This is a genomic window from uncultured Acidovorax sp., from assembly GCF_964021665.1.
Classification (GTDB): Bacteria; Pseudomonadota; Gammaproteobacteria; order Burkholderiales; family Burkholderiaceae_C; genus Acidovorax; species Acidovorax temperans.
The window spans coordinates 1-20,419 of the sequence record NZ_CAXIAK010000060.1 but is presented as its reverse complement, the minus strand read 5'-3'; the positions used below and the strand labels follow the sequence as shown (position 1 = coordinate 20,419).

The 20,419-nt window shown below is 64.1% G+C and carries 19 protein-coding genes; 13 read left to right on the top strand and 6 right to left on the bottom strand.

Annotated elements, in window-relative coordinates:
• Positions 1-99: 99 nt before the first annotated feature.
• Complete coding sequence (locus tag AADJ04_RS12680) at positions 100-1,059, top strand: IS1595 family transposase (RefSeq protein ID WP_341239838.1); 960 nt, start codon at positions 100-102, stop codon at positions 1,057-1,059.
• A gap of 63 nt (positions 1,060-1,122) precedes the next feature.
• Here AADJ04_RS12680 and AADJ04_RS12675 read toward each other — a convergent pair whose 3' ends face one another.
• From AADJ04_RS12675 to AADJ04_RS12655, 5 genes are all read right to left on the bottom strand, one after another.
• Positions 1,123-1,881, bottom strand: coding sequence for a 3-hydroxyacyl-CoA dehydrogenase (locus AADJ04_RS12675; RefSeq protein ID WP_341239837.1), 759 nt, complete (start codon positions 1,879-1,881; stop codon positions 1,123-1,125).
• 128 nt (positions 1,882-2,009) lie between these two features.
• Positions 2,010-3,062 (bottom strand): extracellular solute-binding protein, encoded by a 1,053-nt coding sequence (locus AADJ04_RS12670; RefSeq protein ID WP_066692036.1) that lies wholly within the window; start codon positions 3,060-3,062, stop codon positions 2,010-2,012.
• 130 nt (positions 3,063-3,192) lie between these two features.
• Positions 3,193-3,612 (bottom strand): S4 domain-containing protein, encoded by a 420-nt coding sequence (locus AADJ04_RS12665; protein WP_044401223.1) that lies wholly within the window; start codon positions 3,610-3,612, stop codon positions 3,193-3,195.
• Positions 3,609-5,066 (bottom strand): sensor histidine kinase N-terminal domain-containing protein, encoded by a 1,458-nt coding sequence (locus tag AADJ04_RS12660; protein WP_341239836.1) that lies wholly within the window; start codon positions 5,064-5,066, stop codon positions 3,609-3,611. The genes AADJ04_RS12665 and AADJ04_RS12660 overlap by 4 nt, the downstream gene beginning before the upstream one ends.
• A gap of 16 nt (positions 5,067-5,082) precedes the next feature.
• Positions 5,083-5,766 (bottom strand): response regulator transcription factor, encoded by a 684-nt coding sequence (locus AADJ04_RS12655; protein ID WP_233100063.1) that lies wholly within the window; start codon positions 5,764-5,766, stop codon positions 5,083-5,085.
• Between the two features lie 192 nt (positions 5,767-5,958).
• Between AADJ04_RS12655 and AADJ04_RS12650 the strand changes: the two genes are divergently transcribed.
• The 12 genes from AADJ04_RS12650 to AADJ04_RS12595 all read left to right on the top strand — a co-directional run bounded on the left by AADJ04_RS12650 (position 5,959) and on the right by AADJ04_RS12595 (position 20,129).
• The gene (locus AADJ04_RS12650; RefSeq protein ID WP_341239835.1) at positions 5,959-6,915 is read left to right on the top strand and encodes a tripartite tricarboxylate transporter substrate-binding protein; all 957 of its coding nucleotides are present in this window, start codon (positions 5,959-5,961) and stop codon (positions 6,913-6,915) included.
• A 91-nt stretch (positions 6,916-7,006) separates the two neighbouring features.
• The gene (locus AADJ04_RS12645; RefSeq protein WP_288486924.1) at positions 7,007-7,525 is read left to right on the top strand and encodes a tripartite tricarboxylate transporter TctB family protein; all 519 of its coding nucleotides are present in this window, start codon (positions 7,007-7,009) and stop codon (positions 7,523-7,525) included.
• A gap of 12 nt (positions 7,526-7,537) precedes the next feature.
• The gene (locus AADJ04_RS12640) at positions 7,538-9,052 is read left to right on the top strand and encodes a tripartite tricarboxylate transporter permease (protein WP_341239834.1); all 1,515 of its coding nucleotides are present in this window, start codon (positions 7,538-7,540) and stop codon (positions 9,050-9,052) included.
• A 280-nt stretch (positions 9,053-9,332) separates the two neighbouring features.
• The gene (locus tag AADJ04_RS12635; RefSeq protein ID WP_198847559.1) at positions 9,333-9,977 is read left to right on the top strand and encodes a DUF2325 domain-containing protein; all 645 of its coding nucleotides are present in this window, start codon (positions 9,333-9,335) and stop codon (positions 9,975-9,977) included.
• A gap of 149 nt (positions 9,978-10,126) precedes the next feature.
• Complete coding sequence (locus tag AADJ04_RS12630) at positions 10,127-11,650, top strand: sigma 54-interacting transcriptional regulator (RefSeq protein WP_341239833.1); 1,524 nt, start codon at positions 10,127-10,129, stop codon at positions 11,648-11,650.
• A gap of 172 nt (positions 11,651-11,822) precedes the next feature.
• The gene (locus AADJ04_RS12625; protein ID WP_341239832.1) at positions 11,823-13,025 is read left to right on the top strand and encodes a substrate-binding domain-containing protein; all 1,203 of its coding nucleotides are present in this window, start codon (positions 11,823-11,825) and stop codon (positions 13,023-13,025) included.
• A gap of 269 nt (positions 13,026-13,294) precedes the next feature.
• Complete coding sequence (locus tag AADJ04_RS12620; RefSeq protein ID WP_341239831.1) at positions 13,295-14,083, top strand: ABC transporter ATP-binding protein; 789 nt, start codon at positions 13,295-13,297, stop codon at positions 14,081-14,083.
• Positions 14,080-14,811 carry an ABC transporter ATP-binding protein gene (locus AADJ04_RS12615; RefSeq protein ID WP_341239830.1) on the top strand — a complete coding sequence of 244 codons (732 nt, stop codon included), beginning with the start codon at positions 14,080-14,082 and terminating at the stop codon, positions 14,809-14,811. The genes AADJ04_RS12620 and AADJ04_RS12615 overlap by 4 nt, the downstream gene beginning before the upstream one ends.
• Positions 14,812-14,902: 91 nt before the next feature.
• Complete coding sequence (locus AADJ04_RS12610) at positions 14,903-15,886, top strand: branched-chain amino acid ABC transporter permease (RefSeq protein ID WP_341239829.1); 984 nt, start codon at positions 14,903-14,905, stop codon at positions 15,884-15,886.
• Positions 15,887-15,898: 12 nt separating this feature from the next.
• Complete coding sequence (locus AADJ04_RS12605; RefSeq protein WP_341239828.1) at positions 15,899-16,966, top strand: branched-chain amino acid ABC transporter permease; 1,068 nt, start codon at positions 15,899-15,901, stop codon at positions 16,964-16,966.
• Positions 16,967-17,008: 42 nt separating this feature from the next.
• Positions 17,009-19,195: a 3-hydroxybutyrate oligomer hydrolase family protein gene (locus AADJ04_RS12600; RefSeq protein ID WP_341239827.1), complete on the top strand. Its 2,187-nt coding sequence runs from the start codon at positions 17,009-17,011 to the stop codon at positions 19,193-19,195.
• A 70-nt stretch (positions 19,196-19,265) separates the two neighbouring features.
• Positions 19,266-20,129, top strand: coding sequence for an alpha/beta hydrolase (locus tag AADJ04_RS12595; protein ID WP_341239826.1), 864 nt, complete (start codon positions 19,266-19,268; stop codon positions 20,127-20,129).
• Positions 20,130-20,157: 28 nt separating this feature from the next.
• Here the strand turns inward: AADJ04_RS12595 and AADJ04_RS12590 are convergent.
• Positions 20,158-20,419, bottom strand: a 262-nt coding sequence (locus tag AADJ04_RS12590) for a DUF2789 family protein (protein ID WP_341239825.1), incomplete at its 5' end; no start/stop codon positions are given.

Genomic DNA, 20,419 nt, shown 5'->3' with positions numbered 1-20,419 from the left:
CCTATTGCATCACAGCCCTCCGAGCCGTTGTGCTTGATTCTCAACAGCCCCTAGAGGACTCCAAAGGACATGCCGAGCCTCGGCGCCAAGGAGCAAGCGATGTCCATCAACGCGATCCAGTTCCAACGCGGCCTGTCACTGCCCCAGTTTCAAGCCCTGTACGGCAGCGAGCAGCAGTGCGAGCGCGCTCTTGTCGCTGCCCGCTGGCCCCATGGCTGGCAGTGCGCGCACTGCGGCTGCAAGCGCTTTTTTCACACCCGCAATGGCACGGGCCGACTGCTGTGGGAGTGCTTTATCTGTGGCTACCAAAGCTCCTCCATTGTGGGCACCGTGATGGAGCACACCCACCTGCCCATGAGGCTGTGGTTCCTGGCCATGTACCTGCTGACACAAAACAAGAACGCCATCAGCGCCCTGGCGCTCAAGCGCCAGCTAGGGGTGTCCTACAAAACGGCATGGCTCATGAAGCACAAGCTGATGCAGGCCATGGCGCAGCGCGATGAGCGCTACCTGCTGCAAGGGCGTGTGGAGATCGACGATGCCTACCTCGGCGGCGATGCGGGCCATATCAACGGCGGGCGCCGAGCGGCCAACAAGACGGCCTTCGTCGCTGCGGTGCAGACCAGCGCCGATGGCCGTCCCCTGTATATGCGCCTGACGCCTGTGGCGGACTTCACCAACGAGCACATGCGGCAATGGGCCAGTCGCCACCTGACTGCGGGCTGCCACGTGGTCAGCGATGGCACGCGTGCCTTTGCCCAGGTGCGCCAGGCCCAGGCCACGCATGAGCGCTACGTGACGGGAGGTGGGCGCCAGGGTGCGCAGACGCCTCAGCTGCGTTGGGTGAACACCTTGCTGGGCAACCTCAAGACCAGCATGGCGGGGACCTATCACTCGTTTGACCACGCCAGGTATGCACAGCGCTACTTGGCTGAGTTTTGCTGGCGATTCAACCGCCGCTTTGATATGCCGGCCATGCTGCCTAGGCTGTTGAAGGCTTTGGTGACTACTGGGCCGCTGCCTTTGAAGCTGCTGCGCGTTTCTGAGGTAAGTAGCTAATCAGGTATTTTTGGCTTGTAGCGCTTATGTGGTAAGCGCTACAAGCTATTAAATTTATAGCAATTAACGTGGTGCCAGGCGAATCGCACCGTCCAGGCGAATGACTTCGCCGTTGAGCATATCGTTCTCAAAAATGTGCACGGCCAGCTTGGCATAGTCTTCGGGCGTGCCCAGGCGGCTTGGGAACGGAACGCCGGCGGCCAGTGCGTCTTGCACTTCCTGGGGCATGCCAAACAGCATGGGGGTGCCGAAGATGCCTGGGGCAATGGTCATGTTGCGGATGCCATTGCGGGCCAGGTCCCGAGCAATGGGCAGGGTCATGCCCACGATCCCGCCCTTGGATGCGGAATACGCAGCTTGCCCAATTTGGCCATCGTAAGCAGCCACGCTGGCCGTAGAAATCATGGCACCGCGTTCACCTGTGACTTCCGGGGCGTTTTGGGCCATGGCTTCTGCAGCCAAACGGATCATGTTGAAGCTGCCCACCAGGTTCACCGTGATGGTTTTGCTGAACAGGGCCAGGGAGTGCGCGCCGTTCTTGCCCACGGTTTTCTCAGCGGGTGCAATGCCTGCGCAGTTGACCAAGCCCATCAGTTTGCCCAGCGATACTGCTTTGTCGACCACTGCCTGTGCATCGGCTTCATTGCTGACATCGCAGCGCACAAACGCTCCCCCGATCTCCTTGGCGACGGCTTCCCCCTTTTCGACCTGCATGTCGGCGATGACGACGGTACCGCCGCGCAATGCCAGCATGCGTGCGGTGCCTTCGCCCAGCCCTGAAGCGCCGCCGGTGACGATGAATACTTTGCCCTTGATTTCCATAACGTGTCTCCTGGTTGAATTACGTTGACGTAAACGTCAATTATCAACTACCTCTCTGAAGGCGCTGCGCGAGCGCACACAAAAAAGCCCGGCATGTGCCGGGCTCTCGGGAGTGGATTGTGACGGAGTTACTGGAAGCCGACGCGGTCCAGCATCTGCTGCACCTTGGTCACATTGGCTCCCACGGCGCTGATGGGAATGGTTTCGCTCTTGAAGGGGGCATTGCCCGTCATGGCCTTGAGTGCGGGGTTATCCAGCGTCACGCTCTTGACCGCCGGCCACTCGTTGTTGCCGTTGGCGAAGTAGTTTTGAGCTTCTGGGCTTGCCAGGTATTCGAGGAACTTGACGGCGTTTTCCTTGTTTTTGGCGTGTTTAGCGACTGCACCCCCCGCAATGTTCAGGTGCGTGCCCCACGATGCCTGGTTGGGGAACACCACGCCGACCTTGTTCACCACCGCAACGTCTTCCGGTTTGTTGGAGCGCATCATGCGGGCGAGGTAGTAGCTATTGGTCACCCCAATATCGCATTCACCGGAGGCCACCGCCTTGATCTGGTCGGTGTCACCGCCCTTGGGGGGGCGGGCCAGATTAGCCACCACGCCCTTGAGCCAGGCCTCGGCTTTTTGCTCACCCAAATGCTCGGTCACTGCGCCAAACAGGCTCAGGTTGTAGGGGTGCGAACCCGAGCGAATGCAGAGCTTGCCCTTGTTCTTGGGGTCTCCCAACTCTTCATACGTGTCCACGTCGGCTTTTTGGACCTTGACCTTGTTGTAGACGATGACGCGGGCGCGGGTGGACAGACCAAACCACGAAATGCCGCCATCGGCTGCGGGGGCGCTGCGCAGGTTGGCTGGAATGGCGTCGTTCAGCACCTTGGACTGGATGGGCTGGAAGAGCCCGTCCACTTCACCCTTGTAGAGCCGGGCCGCATCCACCAGTAGGATGACGTCCGCCGGAGACGCAGAGCCCTCAGCCTTCAGTCGAGCGAGGATGCCTGCATCGTCGGCGTCCACGCGGTTGATCTTGATACCCGTGGCCTTGGTGAACCCCGTGTAGAGCGCCTCGTCGGTAGAGTAGTGGCGGGCGGAGTACAGATTCACGACTTGCTCTTGGGCCAAGGTGGCGCCCGCAGTGGCGGCCAGTGCGCAGGCGGTCAGCAGGGCTTTCACGGTCTTCGACATGGAAATGCTTCTTTCGGGGTTGCGATGCTCTAATGATAAAACAAACGCGAATTATTCTTAATAAAAACCCGTGTGGCAGAGGTATTTCCGCACAAAGCACCTCAGCGAGAGGCGCCGTCCCCGCAATCATTTATTCGTCAATCGAGGCGCTCCAGCGGCTACCCCAGTCTCGGGCGCGGTCGATGTTGCGGCGGTCGCGCTTGGTGGGGCGACCCTCCTGCAGCGCGGCGGCGGGTTCTGGGGCCAGGCGCCGCTGCTCGGCGGCGCGCTCGCGGGCGGCGATGCTTTCGGGCGTTTCTTCGTACAGCAGTTGCGCCACGGGGGCCGGGCCACGCGCACCGCTCAAGGCTCGCACCAGCACCGTGCGGGCCACTGGCCCCTGGCGCAGCGCCACGGTGTCACCACAGCGCAAGTCGCGGGCGGGCTTGGCGGCTTGGCCGTTCACGGTGACGCGTCCCTTCGCAATTTCCTCGGTGGCCAGACTGCGCGTTTTGTAAAAGCGCGCACACCAAAGCCACTTGTCCAGCCGCATCGTTTCAGTCACGTTCATTCGCTCAATTGTGCCGGGTTGCCATGGGCGGTGCTGGCAAAGTGCTGCGCAAGCGGCAGGCGAACCACGGCGTCCAGCCCCAGGATTCGGGTGCCTTGTTCGCGGTTGGTGAGGGTGATGCTTCCTCCCAGCGCTTGCACGATTTCCTGGCAAATGGCCAGGCCCAGCCCGCTGCCGCTGCGCACATCGCCCGCTGAGAAGGGTTGAAACAGCCGCGCTGCCAGTTCGGGCTCAATGCCCGGCCCGCAGTCACTGATGGTGAGCGCCGTGTGGTGGGCGTCGCAGCGCAGGTCCACCGCCAGTTCGCTGCCTTGCGGTGCGTGGCGCACCGCGTTGTGCAGCAGATTGCGCGTCAACTCGCGCAGCATCCACTCATGGGCCCGCACGGGGGCAGCTTCGGTGTGGATGCCAAAGTCAAGATCGCGTTGGGCGATCAGGGGCGAAATCTCTAGCGCCACGGTGCGCAGCACCTCGTCCAGCCGGGTGATGGGGGGCTCGCTTTGCTGGCGCAACTGCTCCACCTTGGCCAGCGCCAGCATCTGGTTGGCCAGCTGTGTGGCACGGTCCACGGTGTCGCTGATTTCATGCAGGGCCTGCTCGGCGGGCATGTCGCCGCGCAGGGCCGATTGCACCTGGGTCTTGAGTACGGCCAGCGGTGTGCGCAACTGGTGCGATGCGTCGCGTACAAACCGCTTTTGGTGGCGCAGCAGATGGCGCAGGCGTTGCATCACCTGATTGGTGGCGGCGATCAGAGGCTGCAGTTCACGCGGGGCTGTGGGCGCGGCGATGGGACTCAGGTCGCCCTCGCCACGGGCTTGCAGTTGCAGGCTCAGGTGTCGCACGGGGCGTGTAGCGCGTTGCACCACCCACAACACGGTGACGGCAATCACTGCGATCAGCAGGGCCTGGCGCATCAAGGTCTTCCACAGAATTTGCAGCGCCAGGGTTTCACGCACCTCCAGCGTCTCTGCCACCTGGATCACGGCCATGCCGCGGCCTTCGGCACTGGCCACCGGCTGCAGTAGCACTGCCACGCGCACGGGCTGCTCGCGGAAGACGTCGTCGTAAAAATCCACCAAGGCAGCGTATGGGGGCTTGAGCGGAATCTTGCCGCGCCACTCGGGCAGGTCGCCGAACCCGGAGATCACTTCCCCCCCCTGGGTGGAGATGCGGTAGAACATGTGGCTCTGGTTGTCGGCCTCGAAAGCCTCTAGTGCCGAGTAGGGCACGATGGCGCGGATCTGGGCCTCGTCGTCGTAGCCTTCCACATCGAGTTGCTCGCTGATGCTTTTGGCCGATGCCAGCAGCGTCCGGTCGTACGCAGTGTGCAAAGACGCCAGCGTCTGGTGGTACAGGCTGTAGGTGTTGAAGTTGATGAACGCAATCACCGGCACCAGAATGCCCAGCAACAGCCTGCGCCGCAGGGAGTGGGTGGCTTGCTGGGGTTCGCTCATGGTTTGGCTGTGTGCGTCACGCATCGGTGCGCAGCAGGTACCCCAAGCCGCGCAAGGTCATCAGGGTCAGGCCTGTGCCCACCAGTTTTTTGCGCAGCCGGTACACCACCACCTCGATGGCTTCGTATTGCACATCGAGCTGCCCGGGGAACACCAGTTCGTACAGCCGCTCTTTGGTTACCGCGTGCCCAGGCTGCGCCAGCAGCGCGTGCATCAGCGCCAGCTCGCGCGGGGTCAGCTCCATGACTTCGCCGTGCAGGTACAGGGCGCCACTGTCCTTGTCGTAACGAATGGCGCCAATCTGCGTGATATTGCTGCCCACTGGCGTGGCACCAGGGTCAGCACTGCGCCTTACCAGGGCGCGCAGGCGGGCTTCGAGTTCGTCCAGGTCAAAGGGTTTGGGCAGGTAGTCGTCAGCCCCGGCGTTCAGCCCCATCACCCGGTCGCCCACGGTGCCGCGCGCGGTGAGGATCAGCACCGGTGTGCGCAGGCCGAGTGCGCGAGCACGCTGCAGGACTTGCAGACCGTCCAGGCCGGGCAGGGTCAGGTCGAGCACCACGGCGTCGGGCACGCGCCCCACCCACTGGCTCAGGGCTGCCTTGCCATCACCCACCGCAGTCACCTCCATGCCCCGCCGCGTCAGCGCGCGCTGCAAGGTGGTCTGCATGGTGGGGTCGTCTTCTACTAGGAGCAATTGCATGCGCGGCACCATAGCACCGACTGGGCTGCGGTTTCCAGAGTTTTTCCAGCGGCGGTACACAAAAAATGCGGTGACGGCATTCTGCACGGAGCCCCCACTTTGTATGGGTGTTTTCCCTGAGTTCGCAGACAGCCTTTTGACAGGCAGGGCGCGCATCATCCAGCCATTCGCTAACCGTTCTAGGAGACACCGATGCGTCGCGATACTTTCCTCAAGTCTTTGGCCGCCATGGCCGCCGTCGGCAGCTTGCCGGTGTCGGCGCAAACGGCTGCATTGAAGATGATGATTCCCGCCAACCCTGGCGGTGGCTGGGACACCACGGGCCGCGCCCTGGGCAAGGCCATGCAAGATGCGGGTGCCGCTTCGTCGGTGTCTTATGACAACAAGGGCGGCGCTGCGGGCGCCATCGGCCTGGCGCAGTTCGTCAATGCCAGCAAGGGTGACCCGAACGCCCTGATGGTGATGGGCGCCGTGATGCTGGGCGGCATCATCACCGGCAAGCCACCCGTGGGCCTGGACAAGGTCACGCCGCTGGCACGCCTGACCAGCGAATACAACGTGTTTGTGCTGCCTGCCAACTCCCCCTTCAAGACCATGAAGGACGTGATCGAGCAGCTCAAGAAAGACCCTGGCAGCGTGAAGTGGGGTGGTGGCTCGCGTGGTTCTACCGAGCACATTGCCGCCGCCATGATTGCGCGTGAAGTGGGCGTAGACCCTGCCAAGATCAACTACGTTGCGTTCCGTGGGGGTGGCGAGGCCACCGCCGCCATTCTGGGGGGCAACGTCACCATCGGCGGCAGCGGCTACAGCGAGTTCGCGGAATACATTGCTGCCGGCAAGATGCGCGCTGTGGGCGTGACATCGTCCACTCGTTTGAAGGGTGTGAATGTGCCTACGCTCAAGGAGCAGGGCATCAACGTGGACATCGGCAACTGGCGCGGCGTGTACGGCGCCCCCGGCATCACGGCCGAGCAGCGCAAGGCCCTGATTGACGCGCTGTACAAGACCTTCAAGCACAAGGCTTGGCAAGACGCGATGGAAAAGAACGGCTGGACGCCCGCATGGCTGGCTGGCGATGAGTTCTCGAACTTCGTGGACTCGGAATTTGCCAGCCTGCGCGCCACGATGGCCAAGTCCGGAATGATCTAAAACCAGCGCGGCGTGCGCGGCCTTGCGCCTGCTCGAAAGAGTGGGCGCAGCGCCGCTGTGCCGCATTGCAGGTGTGTGCGAGGGAAAAACCATGACACAACAACATTCATCGCGCTCCAAGCCGCTGCAGACCCTGCTGGGTCTCGGCATTGTGGTGCTTGCTGGGGGCTTGGCCTGGGGCGCCAGCTCGGTCAGCTCTGAAGCTGGCTACGGGGGCGTGGGCCCCAACTTCTTGCCGTGGGTGGTTTCGGCCGCCTTGCTGGTGTGTGGGGTGTTGTGCGTCGCCCATGCGCTGACCGGCGGTTTTCGCGAACTGGAAGAGGGCTCTGGCGACGAAAGGGCGCACTGGAAGGGATTTATCTGGGTGTCCGCCGGGCTGCTGCTCAACGCCATGCTCATCACCACCCTGGGCTTCATTTTGAGCTGCGCGTTGTGCTTCGTGCTGTCGGTGCGGGGTTTCAAAAGCTCTGAAGGTCAACTGGATTTGCGCCTGCAGGCCTGGATCAAGGATTCCGCCATTGGCATCGCGGTAGCGGCGCCGGTGTACTGGATGTTTACGCAACTGTTGGCCATCAACCTGCCCGGCCTCACCAACACGGGGTGGCTGTAAAGCCAGCACGCCATGGATACGCTCAATCTTCTGATGCAGGGGTTCATCACCGCTGCTACTCCTATCAACTTGATGTGGGCCTTTGTGGGCTGCATCATCGGCACCGCTGTGGGCGTGTTGCCCGGCATCGGCCCCGCCGTGGCCGTGGCCATGCTGCTGCCCATCACGGTGAAGGTCGAGGCCACGGCCTCCATGATCTTCTTCGGCGGCATTTATTACGGGGCCATGTACGGTGGCTCCACCACGTCCATCTTGCTGAACACGCCCGGTGAGGCGGGCTCCATGGTGACTGCCATGGAGGGCAACAAGATGGCCAAGCACGGCCGCGCAGGCGCGGCGTTGGCCACGGCGGCGATTGGCTCGTTTGTGGCAGGCACGATTGCGACGGTGCTGGTCACCTTCTTCGCGCCCCTGGTGGCTGAATATGCTGTGCGCCTGGGTCCCCCTGAATATTTCATGCTGATGGTCCTGGCTTTCACCACCGTGAGCGCAGTGCTGGGCAAGAGCACGCTGCGTGGCATGGTGGCGTTGTTTGTCGGCCTGGCGATGGGCCTGATCGGCATTGACCAGATCACCGGCCAGGCTCGCTACACCGGTGGCGTGCCCGAGCTGATGGACGGCATCGAAGTGGTGTTGATTGCGGTGGGCCTGTTTGCCGTGGGCGAGGCGCTGTACAACGTGATGTACGAAGGCCGGGTGGACGAAACCCAGAACCGCCTGACCAGCACGCACATGACCAAGGAAGAGTGGAAGCGCTCCTGGCCCGCCTGGATTCGCGCCACCTTCATCGGCTTTCCGTTTGGCACGGTGCCTGCGGGTGGCAGCGAGATTCCGACCTTCCTGAGCTACGCGGCTGAAAAGAAGCTGAGCAAGCACAAGGAAGAATTTGGCACCACCGGCGCCATTGAGGGCGTGGCCGGCCCCGAGGCGGCCAACAACGCAGCCATCACGGCCACGCTGATTCCGCTGCTCACGCTGGGCATTCCCACGTCGAACACCACAGCCATCTTGCTGGGTGCCTTCCAGAACTACGGAATCCAGCCTGGCCCGCAGCTGTTTGACACCAACGGCGCCATGGTGTGGGCGCTGATCGCATCGATGTACATCGGCAACGTGATGCTGCTGATCCTGAACCTGCCTCTGGTGGGCTTGTGGGTCAAGTTGCTGAACATTCCCAAGTCGTACCTGTACGCCGGCATTCTGGTGTTCTCCACGCTGGGCGTGTATGGCATGCGCCAAAGCGCATTCGATCTGGTGCTGCTGTACGCGATTGGCCTCTTGGGCGTGGTCATGCGCCGCTTTGACTTCCCGGCCGCCCCGGTCGTGGTGGGCATGATCCTGGGCCCCTTGGCCGAGGCGCAGATGCGCAACGCCGTGGCGATTGGCGAAGGCAAATGGACGATCTTCCTGGAGCGCCCAGGCTCGCTCACCCTGATCGTGATCGTGCTGTGCGTGCTGATCATTCCACGCCTGCTGCGCCGCTGGGCTGCCAAGAAACTGCGGGCAATCGAGGGCAGCGCTGGCTGACAAGGCGAAGCGATAACCCCAAGGGTGTGCAGAGCGATCTGCACACCCTTTTTTCATGGGGCAGAGGAGAAGGGGAGGGAGGGTGAGAGTGCGCCGCGCAGGGCCGCAGAGCGTGGGTGCTGCGGGGTGGGAGGAGAACCGTGCCACCCACCCCCTGCACACCGGCTTCGCAAGCAGACATCAGGGGGTGGTCCCCCGATGTCCTCCCACCAGGTACTTGCTTTTGCAGCTGCCCATTGTACCCTAGAATGAGAATAATTCTTATTTGTATGGGTGGCGCATGCACACACTGTCGCAAGAGTTTCTGGCCCTGTGCCGCCAGTTGGGCGAGGCGCAAACACGTTGCAGTGAGGTGGTGGCCGAGCAGGCGGCCGAGCTGGAGCGGTTGCAGCGCGAAGTGGTGCGCTTGCGCGCAGCGGTGATCGTGCGCGATACGCAACTGGAGCAGGCCCGCGCTGCCCTGGAAGATGCCCGCCAGGCCCAGCCACCCGGACAGGCCCGGCGCAAAGACATGGCCCGCCACATTCACATGCTGGCAGAGCGTGTGGCCAGCCTCTCGCGCGAATGCCTGCGCTGGCGGCTGCAGGTCACCGTGCAGGATGTTTCTGAGCCTGCCGTGCTATCGCAGGATGAGGCAGTTGCGCCCGCCGCACACCCCATGCCCGCACACCAGCCGCCCCACGCTCTGGAAGAAAGCCTGGCTGCGGCCGACCTGGTGATCTGCCAGACCGGCTGCATCAGCCACGACGACTACTGGCGCGTGCAAGACCATTGCCGCCGCACAGGCAAGCCCTGCATTCTGGTGGACCAGGCGGCATTGCCTTCTGCAGTGCAGGGCCCCGGCCAGCAAGTGGTGGTGCTGCGCCTGGCGGGTGGTGCGCGTTCAGCGTTGTCCCACGCTGTACTGCCTGCAGTGCAGGATTGATAGCCAAAACAGCCTCTGGCGCCTTTGCAATAAGCGCTGGCAGCTATTCTTTTGATAGTGGTTGGGCTAATCGTGAAGAGGCTGGGCCGCCTTTGGGCTGGCGGTGGCCCACGCCAGACCCGCGAGAGCATCACGCTACCATCGCATCCATGCCCGCGCTTCCCGACGACACCCCCGCATTGCCGCTCGATGCCCAAAGCATTCTGGAGCTGGCGGCGCGCTCCATGTTCCAGCTGTTTTCCAGCGTCAGCCAGGGCATGTTCCTGGTTGATCGCACCTGCCGCATCGTGTGGGTGAACGAGGGCTATCAGCGCTTCCTGCCCGATCTGGGCTTTTCGTCGCTGGACCAGTTCCTGGGCCGCACGGTGGAAGAGGTCATCCCCAACACCCAGATGCGCCGTGTGCTGGAAACGGGCCAGCCTGTGCTGATTGATTTGCTCACCAACAAGGCGGGCACCTTTGTGGTCAGCCGCATTCCGCTGCGCGACGAGGCCGACCGCGTGATCGGCGCCATCGGCATCGTGCTGTTTGACCACCCCGAGACCACGCTGCAACCCCTCATCAGCAAGTTTGCGCTGCTGCAGCGCGACCTGGACGATGCCCGGCGCGAGCTGGCCAGCCAGCGCCGCCGCACGCTGGCCGTGGCGGGGGATGGAGAGCGCCGCGCCAAGTACACCTTTGCCAGCTTCATCGGCTCCAGCCCCGCAGCGGCCGAGGTCAAGCGCCAGGCGCGGCGTGCTGCGCAGTCGAGCAGCCCGGTGCTGCTGCTGGGTGAAACGGGCACGGGCAAAGAGCTGCTGGCGCACGCCATCCACGCTGCGTCCAGCCGCGCCAGTGGTCCCTTTGTCAGCGTCAACATCGCAGCGGTGCCCGACACGCTGCTCGAAGCCGAATTCTTCGGCGTGGCCCCCGGCGCCTACACCGGTGCCGACCGCAAGGGGCGCGACGGCAAGTTCAAGCTGGCCGATGGCGGCACTTTGTTCCTCGACGAGATCGGCGACATGCCGCAAAGCCTGCAGGCCAAGCTGCTGCGCGCGCTGCAAGAAGGCGAGATCGAGCCGTTGGGCAGCAACAAGCTGGTGCCTTTTGATGTGCGCATCATCGCCGCCACTTCGCGCGATCTGGGTGTGCTGGTGCGCGAGGGCCGGTTCCGCGAAGACCTGTTCTACCGCCTGCATGTGCTGCCCGTGCGCGTGCCGCCGCTGCGGGTGCGGCGCAGCGACATCCCGGCGCTGGTCGAATCCCTGGGCGAAGACCTGGCCCTGCGCAATGGCACCGCGCCGCCCGAACTGGCCCCCGATGCCCTGGCCCTGCTGGCCGGCCAGCCCTGGCGCGGCAACATCCGCGAGCTGCGCAACGTGCTGGAACAGGCCGTGATGCGCAGCGACGCCAGCACCATCGACGCCGAACAACTGGCCCGCGTGCTGCGCGAAGCCGGGGTGGAACCCGCAGCCCCCGCGCCGGTGATGGACCACCCCGCGCCCGACGTCGACAGCGAAGCCCGTTACCTGCGGCCCCTGGCCGAGCAGGTGGCCGAGCTGGAGCGCAAAGCCATCGCCGCCGCCCTCAAGGCCCATGGCGGCAACAAGCTGGCCACGGCGCGGCAGCTGGGTATCTCGCGCGCCACCTTGTACGAACGTCTGGAAAACCCTGATTGGAAATCAGCCATTTGACTGAATTTCAGACAGATCAATTGTCTGAAATTCAGGCATTCTGAGCGCGAGGCAAGCGCTTTGGCCCGCGCGGGGTGATTCAAATCAAGCACTTAGCGCGGGTGTGTAGTGTGGTGGGCTGCTGGCATGGACTGTGCACTGGTGGCTTGCACAACCACAGGAGACATTCGCCATGCAACGCCGCACCCTGGTCACCGCCACCGCCTTTGCTGCCACCGCACTCGCCGCCATCGCGGTCCCTTCGTGGGCCCAGTCGGGCGAAATCCGCATCGCCCACGTGTACAGCAAGACCGGTGCGTTGGAGGCCTACGGCAAGCAGACGCAGATTGGCCTGATGATGGGCCTGGAGTACGCCACCGGCGGCACGATGCAGGTGGCGGGCAAGAAGCTGGTGGTGATCGAGAAAGACGACCAGGGCAAGCCTGACCTGGGCAAGAGCCTGCTGGCCTCGGCCTATTCCGACGACAAGGCCGACATCGCCGTCGGCCCCACCTCCAGCGGCGTGGCGCTGGCGCTGCTGCCCGTGGCCGAGGAATACAAAAAGATCTTGCTGGTGGAGCCCGCTGCGGCTGATGCCATCACTGGCGACAAGTGGAACAAATACATCTTCCGCACCGGCCGCAACAGCAGCCAGGATGCCATCAGCAACGCCGTGGCGGTGGACAAGGCGGGCACCACCATCGTCACGCTGGCGCAAGACTACGCCTTTGGCCGCGACGGCGTGAAGGCCTTCAAGGAAGCCATCAAGAACGCCAAGCTGGTGCACGAGGAATACCTGCCGCAAAACACCACCGACTTCACCGCAGGTATCCAGCGCGTGGTCGACAAGCTCAAGGACCAGCCCGGCCGCAAGGTGGTGATGGTGATCTGGGCTGGTGGCACGCCGCCCTACGCCGCGCTAGCTGCACAAGAGCTGTCCAAGCGCTTCGGCATTGACGTGGCCTCGGGCGGCAACATCCTTTCCGCCATGGCCAGCTACAAGGCCTTCCCGGGCATGGAAGGGGCCACGTACTACTACTTCGGCATCCCCAAGAACCCCGTGAACGAAGCTCTGGTGGCGATGCACTACAAGCAGTTCAAGGCCCCGCCAGACTTCTTCACCGCCGGGGGCTTCTCCTCGGCCATGGCGCTGGTCACCGCCCTCAAGGCCACCAATGGCGAGACCAACACCAACAAGCTCATCCGAACCATGGAAGGCATGAGCTTTGACACACCCAAGGGCAAGATGACCTTCCGCAAGGAAGACCACCAGGCCCTGCAGAGCATGTACCACTTCAAGATCAAGGTGGACCCGGCGTTTGCCTGGGGCGTGCCCGAGCTGGTGCGCGAGATCAAGCCCGAAGAGATGAACGTTCCTATCCGGAACAAGAGGTGAGCATCCCCCTGAGCGGCTTTGCCGCTTCCCCCTTCTCTCGTTTCGCTGCGCGAAGCGGGAAGGGGGACGCCACCAGCGCGGCGGGGCGGTGCGGCCGGCTCAGGCCCTTGCGCGGTGGCCGCTGACATCTGCCGTGCTTAGTGCAGTCATCGTGCTCGATTGCTGCGAATTTGATAGCTGCTTGCGCTTGATGGATAAGCCCTAGAGGCTGTTTTGACCTTGATCTTTGTGCTGGCCTGCCGTTTGCCTCTCCACCACCTGCTGCCCCCATGCTTGCAACCCACAACCTGACCATCCGCTTTGGCGGCCATGTGGCGGTCAATGGTGTGACCTGTGCCTTTGCGCCGGGCACGCTCACCGCCATCGTGGGCCCCAATGGCGCGGGCAAGACGACGTACTTCAACCTCATCTCGGGCCAGCTCAAGGCCAGTGCGGGCAGCGTGCAACTGGGCGGGCAAGACCTGACGGCGCTCAGCCCCTCGGCCCGCACCCGTGCGGGGCTGGGCCGGGCGTTTCAGCTCACCAACCTGTTCCCCCACCTGAGCGTGCTGGAGAACGTGCGCCTGGCCGTGCAGGCCACGCAGGGCGGGGCGCACCGCCGGGGGCTCAACCTGTGGAGCATCTGGAGCGATCACCGCCACCTCACCGAGCGGGCCGAATCCATCCTGCGCAGCGTGGCCCTGTTCGAGCGGCGCGATACGCCCGTGGCTAGCCTGCCGCATGGCGACCAGCGCAAGCTGGAAGTGGCCTTGCTCATGGCGCTGGAGCCACAGGTCTACATGTTTGACGAACCCACCGCGGGCATGAGCCACGACGAGGCCCCGGTGATCCTGAACCTGATCCGTGAGCTCAAAAAAGACAAGACCAAGATCATCCTGCTGGTGGAGCACAAGATGGACGTGGTGCGCGAGCTGGCCGATCGCATCATCGTGCTGACCAACGGCACGCTGGTGGCCGATGGCGCACCGGCCGAGGTGATTGCCTCGCCGGTGGTGCAGGAGGCGTACCTGGGCATCAGCAAGGACGCCGACAAGGACGCAGAGAAGGAGGCCGCATGAGCAGCACTGCCAACCTGCTGGAACTCCAAGGCGTGCACACGCACATCGGGGCGTACCACATCCTGCACGGCGTGGACCTCGCCATTCCCAAGGGCCAGCTCACCATGCTGCTGGGCCGCAACGGCGCGGGCAAGACGACCACGCTGCGCACCATCATGGGCCTGTGGCAGGCCTCGCAGGGCAGCGTCCACTTCAATGGGCGCGACATCACGCGCCTGCACACACCGCAGATTGCGGGGCTCAACATTGCCTACGTGCCCGAGAACATGGGCATCTTTGCCGACCTGACGGTGAAGGAAAACCTGCTGCTGGCCGCACGCAAGGCCAGCAATGCAGCGCAGATGGATGCCGGGCGGCTGCAATGGATCTTCCGCCTGTTCCCGGCCGTGGAGAAGTTCTGGAACCACCCTGCAGGCAAGCTCAGCGGCGGGCAAAAGCAGATGGTGGCCGTAGCCCGCGCCATCATCGAGCCGCGTGACCTGCTCATCGTGGACGAGCCCAGCAAGGGCCTGGCCCCCGCCATCATCAACAACATGATCGAGGCGTTCGACCAGCTCAAAAAGAGCGGCGTGACCATTCTGCTGGTCGAGCAGAACATCCACTTTGCCAAACGCCTGGGCGACAACGTCGCCGTGATGGACAACGGCCGCGTGGTGCACGCGGGCAGCATGGCCGCGCTGGCAGCGGACGAGGCATTGCAGCAGTCGCTGCTGGGGCTGTCGCTATGAATATCAAACCAAATCGCCCTCTGGCGCTTATCCATCAAGCGCAACCAGCTATCAAAAAAATAGCGAGTCAAAACCAAACCGGAGGCCACGCATGACTGCCAGCGATTTCGACTGGAAGCCCCTGGCGCTGGTGCCGCTGCTCGCGCTCGTCACGCTGCCGCTGGTGGGCTCGCCCAGCACCTGGCTCACGCTCACGGTGGCGGGGCTGGCCATGGGCATGATCATCTTCATCATCGCCTCGGGCCTCACGCTGGTGTTCGGGCTGATGGACGTGCTCAACTTTGGCCACGGCGTGTTCATTGCGCTGGGCGCCTTTGTGGCCACCAGCGTGCTGGGCGCGATGGGCGACTGGACGGGCTCGGCCGAGCTGTGGCGCAACATGGTGGCCGTGCTGCCCGCCATGCTGGTGGCCATGGCGGTGGCGGGCGCGGTGGGCCTGGCGTTTGAGCGCTTCATCGTGCGGCCCGTGTACGGCCAGCACCTCAAGCAGATCCTCATCACCATGGGCGGCATGATCATTGGCGAGGAGCTCATCAAGGTCATCTGGGGCCCGCAGCAAATCCCGCTGCCGCTGCCGGGCGGCATGCGCGGCTCGCTGCTGCTGGGTGATGCCGCCATCGAGAAGTACCGCCTCGTGGCCGTGGCTGTGGGCCTGGTGGTGTTTGGCGTGCTGGCCTGGACGCTCTCGCGCACCAAGGTCGGCCTGCTCATCCGCGCCGGTGTGCAAGACCGCGAGATGGTCGAAAGCCTGGGCTACCGCATCCGCCGCCTGTTTGTGGTCGTGTTTGTAGTGGGCTCGGCCCTGGCAGGGCTGGGCGGCGTGATGTGGGGCCTGTACCAGCAAAACGTGGTGCCGCAGATGGGCGCGCAGGTCAATGTGCTGATCTTCATCGTCATCATCATCGGCGGCCTGGGCAGCACGGGCGGGGCGCTGATTGGCGCGCTGCTGGTGGGCCTCATGGCCAACTACACCGGCTTTCTGGCCCCCAAGGTGGCGCTGTTTTCCAACATCGCGCTCATGGTCGCCATCCTGCTGTGGCGCCCGCAGGGTGTGTACCCAGTGACCAACCGTTGAGGAGCCGTACGCATGTTGAACCGACTTCTCTCTGGCGACTATCCGCGCAGCAAGGTGCTCGCAGCCATCTTGCTGGCCGTGCTGCTGGGCCTGGCGTTGGCACCGTTTCTGTTTCCGGGCGTCAAGGCGCTGAACGTGGCGGCCAAGGTGCTGGTGTTTGTGGTGCTGGTGGCCAGCTTTGACTTGCTGCTGGGCTACACCGGCATCGTCAGCTTTGCGCACACCATGTTCTTTGGCATCGGTGCCTACGGCATTGCCGTGGCCACCACGCGCATGGGGCCGACGTGGTCGGCCCTGCTGGTGGGCGTGGGGGGGGCGCTGCTGTTGTCCTTGCTCCTGTCACTGGCGGTGGGCCTTTTCTCACTGCGGGTGCGGGCCATCTTTTTCGCCATGATCACGCTGGCCGTGGCCGCGGCGTTCCAGACGCTGGCCTCGCAGCTGTCTGACATCACCGGGGGCGAAGACGGCCTCACCTTCAAGGTGCCCGAGGTGCTGTCGCCCAGCTTTGAGCCGTTTGACGATCCGTTTCTGGGCGTCACGGTGGATGGGCGGCTGATCTGCTACTACCTGCTGTTCGTTGCGGCGGTGGTGCTGGTGCTGGCGCTGCTGCGCATCGTCAATTCGCCCTTCGGCCGGGTGCTGCAGGCCATCCGCGAAAACGAGTTCCGCGCCGAAGCCATTGGCTACCGCGTGGTGGTGTACCGCACCACGTCCAGCGTGCTGTCCGCCCTGTTCGCCACGCTGGCGGGCTGCATGCTGGCGCTCTGGCTGCGCTACAACGGGCCGGACACCTCGCTCAGTTTTGAAATCATGATGGACTGCCTGCTCATCGTCGTCATTGGCGGCATGGGCACCATCTACGGCTCTGTCATCGGTGCCGTGCTCTTCCTGGTGGCGCAAAGCTACCTGCAGGATTTGCTGCGCCTTGCCAGCGAGGCCGCCAGCGGCTTGCCTTGGCTGGCGGCGCTGCTCTCGCCCGACCGCTGGCTGCTGTGGCTGGGCGTCTTGTTTGTTTTGTCGGTGTACTACTTTCCCACAGGCGTCGTCGGGCGTCTGCGATCCCTGCGTGCTGCACGCTGAGCACGCTCCTTTGTGTCAGTAGAAAAATGAGGAGACAACATGATGAGAGCGAATCTGCAAAAACACCGCGTCGCCCAGTGGGCGCTGACGGCACTGGCGGGCGCGGTGCTGACCGCGTGTGGCGGCTCTGACGCCCCCACGAATGACCTGCCCGCGGGCATCACGCAAGTCAGCAGCACGGTGTACCCCGCCACCGCTGTGGGCAAGGGCGACACCGCCGCCACACAAGACCTGCTCACCGGCGGCATCGGCAAAACCGGCCTGGGCCTGGCCACCGCGCCCGCCTATGCCGACCCTGCCAACCCCACGGCGGCCGAGCTGCGCCGCAACGCGCTGTATTCCAACTACCGCGGCATTCTGGACGGCACCACCGCTGGCGGCTATGGCAGCCTGTACGGCCCCAACGTGACGGCCACGGGCACGGTGACGACCAGTGAAGGCCTGATTCCTGGTCGTGAATATGTGGCCGTGCTCGACGATGGCTCGGGCCGCAAGCGCACCGTGATTGCCGTGCAGGTGCCCGACAGCTTCAACCCTGCCAACCCGTGCGTGGTGCTGGGCGCTTCGTCCGGCTCGCGCGGCGTGTATGGCGCCATCGGCACCGCAGGCGAGTGGGGCTTGAAGAAGGGCTGCGCCGTGGCTCTGACCGATGCCGGTAAGGGCGTGGGCATTCACGACCTGACCGATGACACCGTGCACAAGGTGGATGGCACCCGCGCCACCCGCACGGCGGCGGGCTCGCTGTCGTTCTTTGCCGCCAACATCACCGATGCTGCACGCGCAGCCTACAACGCTCTGTTCCCGAACCGTCTGGCCATCAAGCATGTGCATTCGCAAATGAACCCCGAGAAAGACTGGGGCAGCGACACGCTCGCGGCTGGCCGCTATGCCATGTACGTGCTCAATGAGCGCTATGGCACCGACGTCAACCGCGTGCCGTTCACCACCGACAACACCATCGTGATTGCGGGCTCTGCATCCAATGGCGGTGCTGCCTCGCTGCGCGCAGCCGAGCAGGACACCAGCGGCCTGATCGACGGTGTGGTGGCATCGGAACCTGTGACCGAAATGCCCACCGCCAGTGGCTACGGCATCCAGTTTGGCGGCGCTGCCGTGGCGGGCTATGGCAAGACCCTGGCCGACTTCACCACCTTCGGCAACATCTACCAGCCCTGCGCGGCCTTGGCGGCCGACGCGGCGCTGACCGAAACCTCCATCTTCAACTACATCGGCCTGGTGGGCATGACCGCCCGCGCCACGGCGCGCTGCGATAGCCTGGCCGCCAAGGGGCTGGTCAGCGGCGCCGACACGGCCACCCGTGCGCAAGACGCCTTGAACAAGCTGCGAGCCTACGGCTGGACGCCCGAGACCGACAAGATGCACAACGCCCACTACGCGCTGGGTAACGGCCCCATCCTGTCGGCCATGTACCCTGTCAGCTACGGTCGCTTTGCGGTGGACGCCAACGTATGCAACACCAGCTTTGCCTCGGTGAATGCTACGGGGGTTCCCGTCGCTGCGAGCCCTGCAGCCCTGGCGCAGAGCTTTGCTACGGCCAACGGCACTTCCAACGGCACGCCGGTGTCGGTGGTCTACAACGACTCGGTGGGCGGGGCAAAGTCTTGGCAGTTTGCGGTGTCGTCATCCACTGGCGTGGCTGACTTTGGCCTGGACAACGCCCTGTGCCAGCGTGCGTTGGTGACGGGTGTGGATTCGGTGACGGGCGCGGCGCTCACGGCCAGCAGCACCCCCACCAAGGCGCAGAGCGATGCGGTGCGTGCCGGCATTGCCGAAGTGGTGCTCAACGGCAACCTGCGTGGCAAGCCCACCATCATCGTCAGTGGTCGCAGCGATGCGCTGGTGCCGGTGAACAACAACTCGCGAGCCTACACGGCCTACAACCGCGTGGTTGAGGGTGCATCCACCAAGCTGCGCTACATCGAAGTGACCCACGGCCAGCACTTCGATACCTTCCTGCCCTTCAGTGGGTTTGATACGCGCTTTGTGCCGCTGCATCCGTACTTCAACCAGGCGATGGATGCGATGTACGCCCACTTGAAGTCGGGCAGCGCGCTGCCCCCCAGCCAGGTGGTGCGTACCACACCGCGTGGTGGCGTGCCGGGCGCGGCTCCCACCATCACGGCAGCCAACGTGCCGCCCTTTGTGGCAGCACCTGCTGCAGGTGACCAGATCGGCTTTGTGGGCACATCCATCAGCGTGCCCAACTGATCCGAGCGCGCGGGCCGGGCCCCGTGCCGGGGCCCGGCCCGCAATGTTTTGCCAACCCATGCTTCACACCATGCCTCCATCGTCACGCTACATCCGCTGTGCGGGTTACGAAATCCACGTCACCGAATGGGGCGCGGCGGACGCCCCCGTGGTGGTGGCATGGCATGGCCTGGCGCGCACCGGGCGCGACATGGACGAGCTGGCCCGCCACCTGTCGCCGCGCTACCGCGTCATTTGCCCCGACACCCTGGGGCGGGGCCTCAGCCAGTGGGCGGCCCGGCCGTCAGAGGAATACTGCCTTGCGTTTTATGCGCGCCTTGCGGCAGACCTTTTCGACGAACTTGGCATTGAAACCGCCCAATGGGTGGGCACCAGCATGGGCGGTGCCATTGGCACCGTGTGTGCGGCTGGCATGTATGAACCGCGCCTGCATGGCCGCATCACCCGCCTGTTGCTCAACGACAATGCGCCCGAACTGGCGCCTGCTGCCCTGCAGCGCATCCGTGCGTACGCGGGCCAGCCGCCAGCGTTTGACACCGTGTTTGAACTGGAAATGTTCTTCCGGCAGGTGTACCAACCCTATGGCTGGCTGAGCGATGCGCAATGGCGCCACCTTACCGAAACCTCCACCCGGCGCCTGCCGGACGGGCGGGTCACGCCGCATTACGACCCGGCCATGGTGCAGCAGTTCACCCACCATGAAAACGATTACCTGATCTGGGATCACTATGACCGGCTGCACATTCCCGTGCTGTGCCTGCGCGGGGTGGATTCCGACCTGGTTTTGCCCGCCACGATTGCCGAAATGCAGCGCAGAGGCCCCGGCCAGCGGGGCCTGCTGCAGGTGGTGGAAGTGCCCGGCTGCGGCCACGCCCCGGCTCTGAATGTGCCCGCGCACTACGCGCTGGTGGATGGCTTCTTGGCCGCTGGCTGAAGCGTGCGCCTCGCGGTGGGGGCGTTGCTCAGTCCTTGCGCGGCCCAATGCCACAGCCCAGCGCCTGGCTCAATTGCTCGGCCGGAATGGCCCAGTCGGCATCGGCAGCTATGGCCTCGCGCAAAAACTTGGCCTGCGCAGGCGTCCATATGGCAACGTCTGGCAGCGTGAAGTTCACCGCTGTGGTGCGGTGGGTGGCGATGAAGGTGGTCATCGACTCTTCGTCTGAAGGCAGGCCCAGCTGCTCAAACAGGTCGGACATGGTGTGAATCCCGAGCACCATGGTGCTC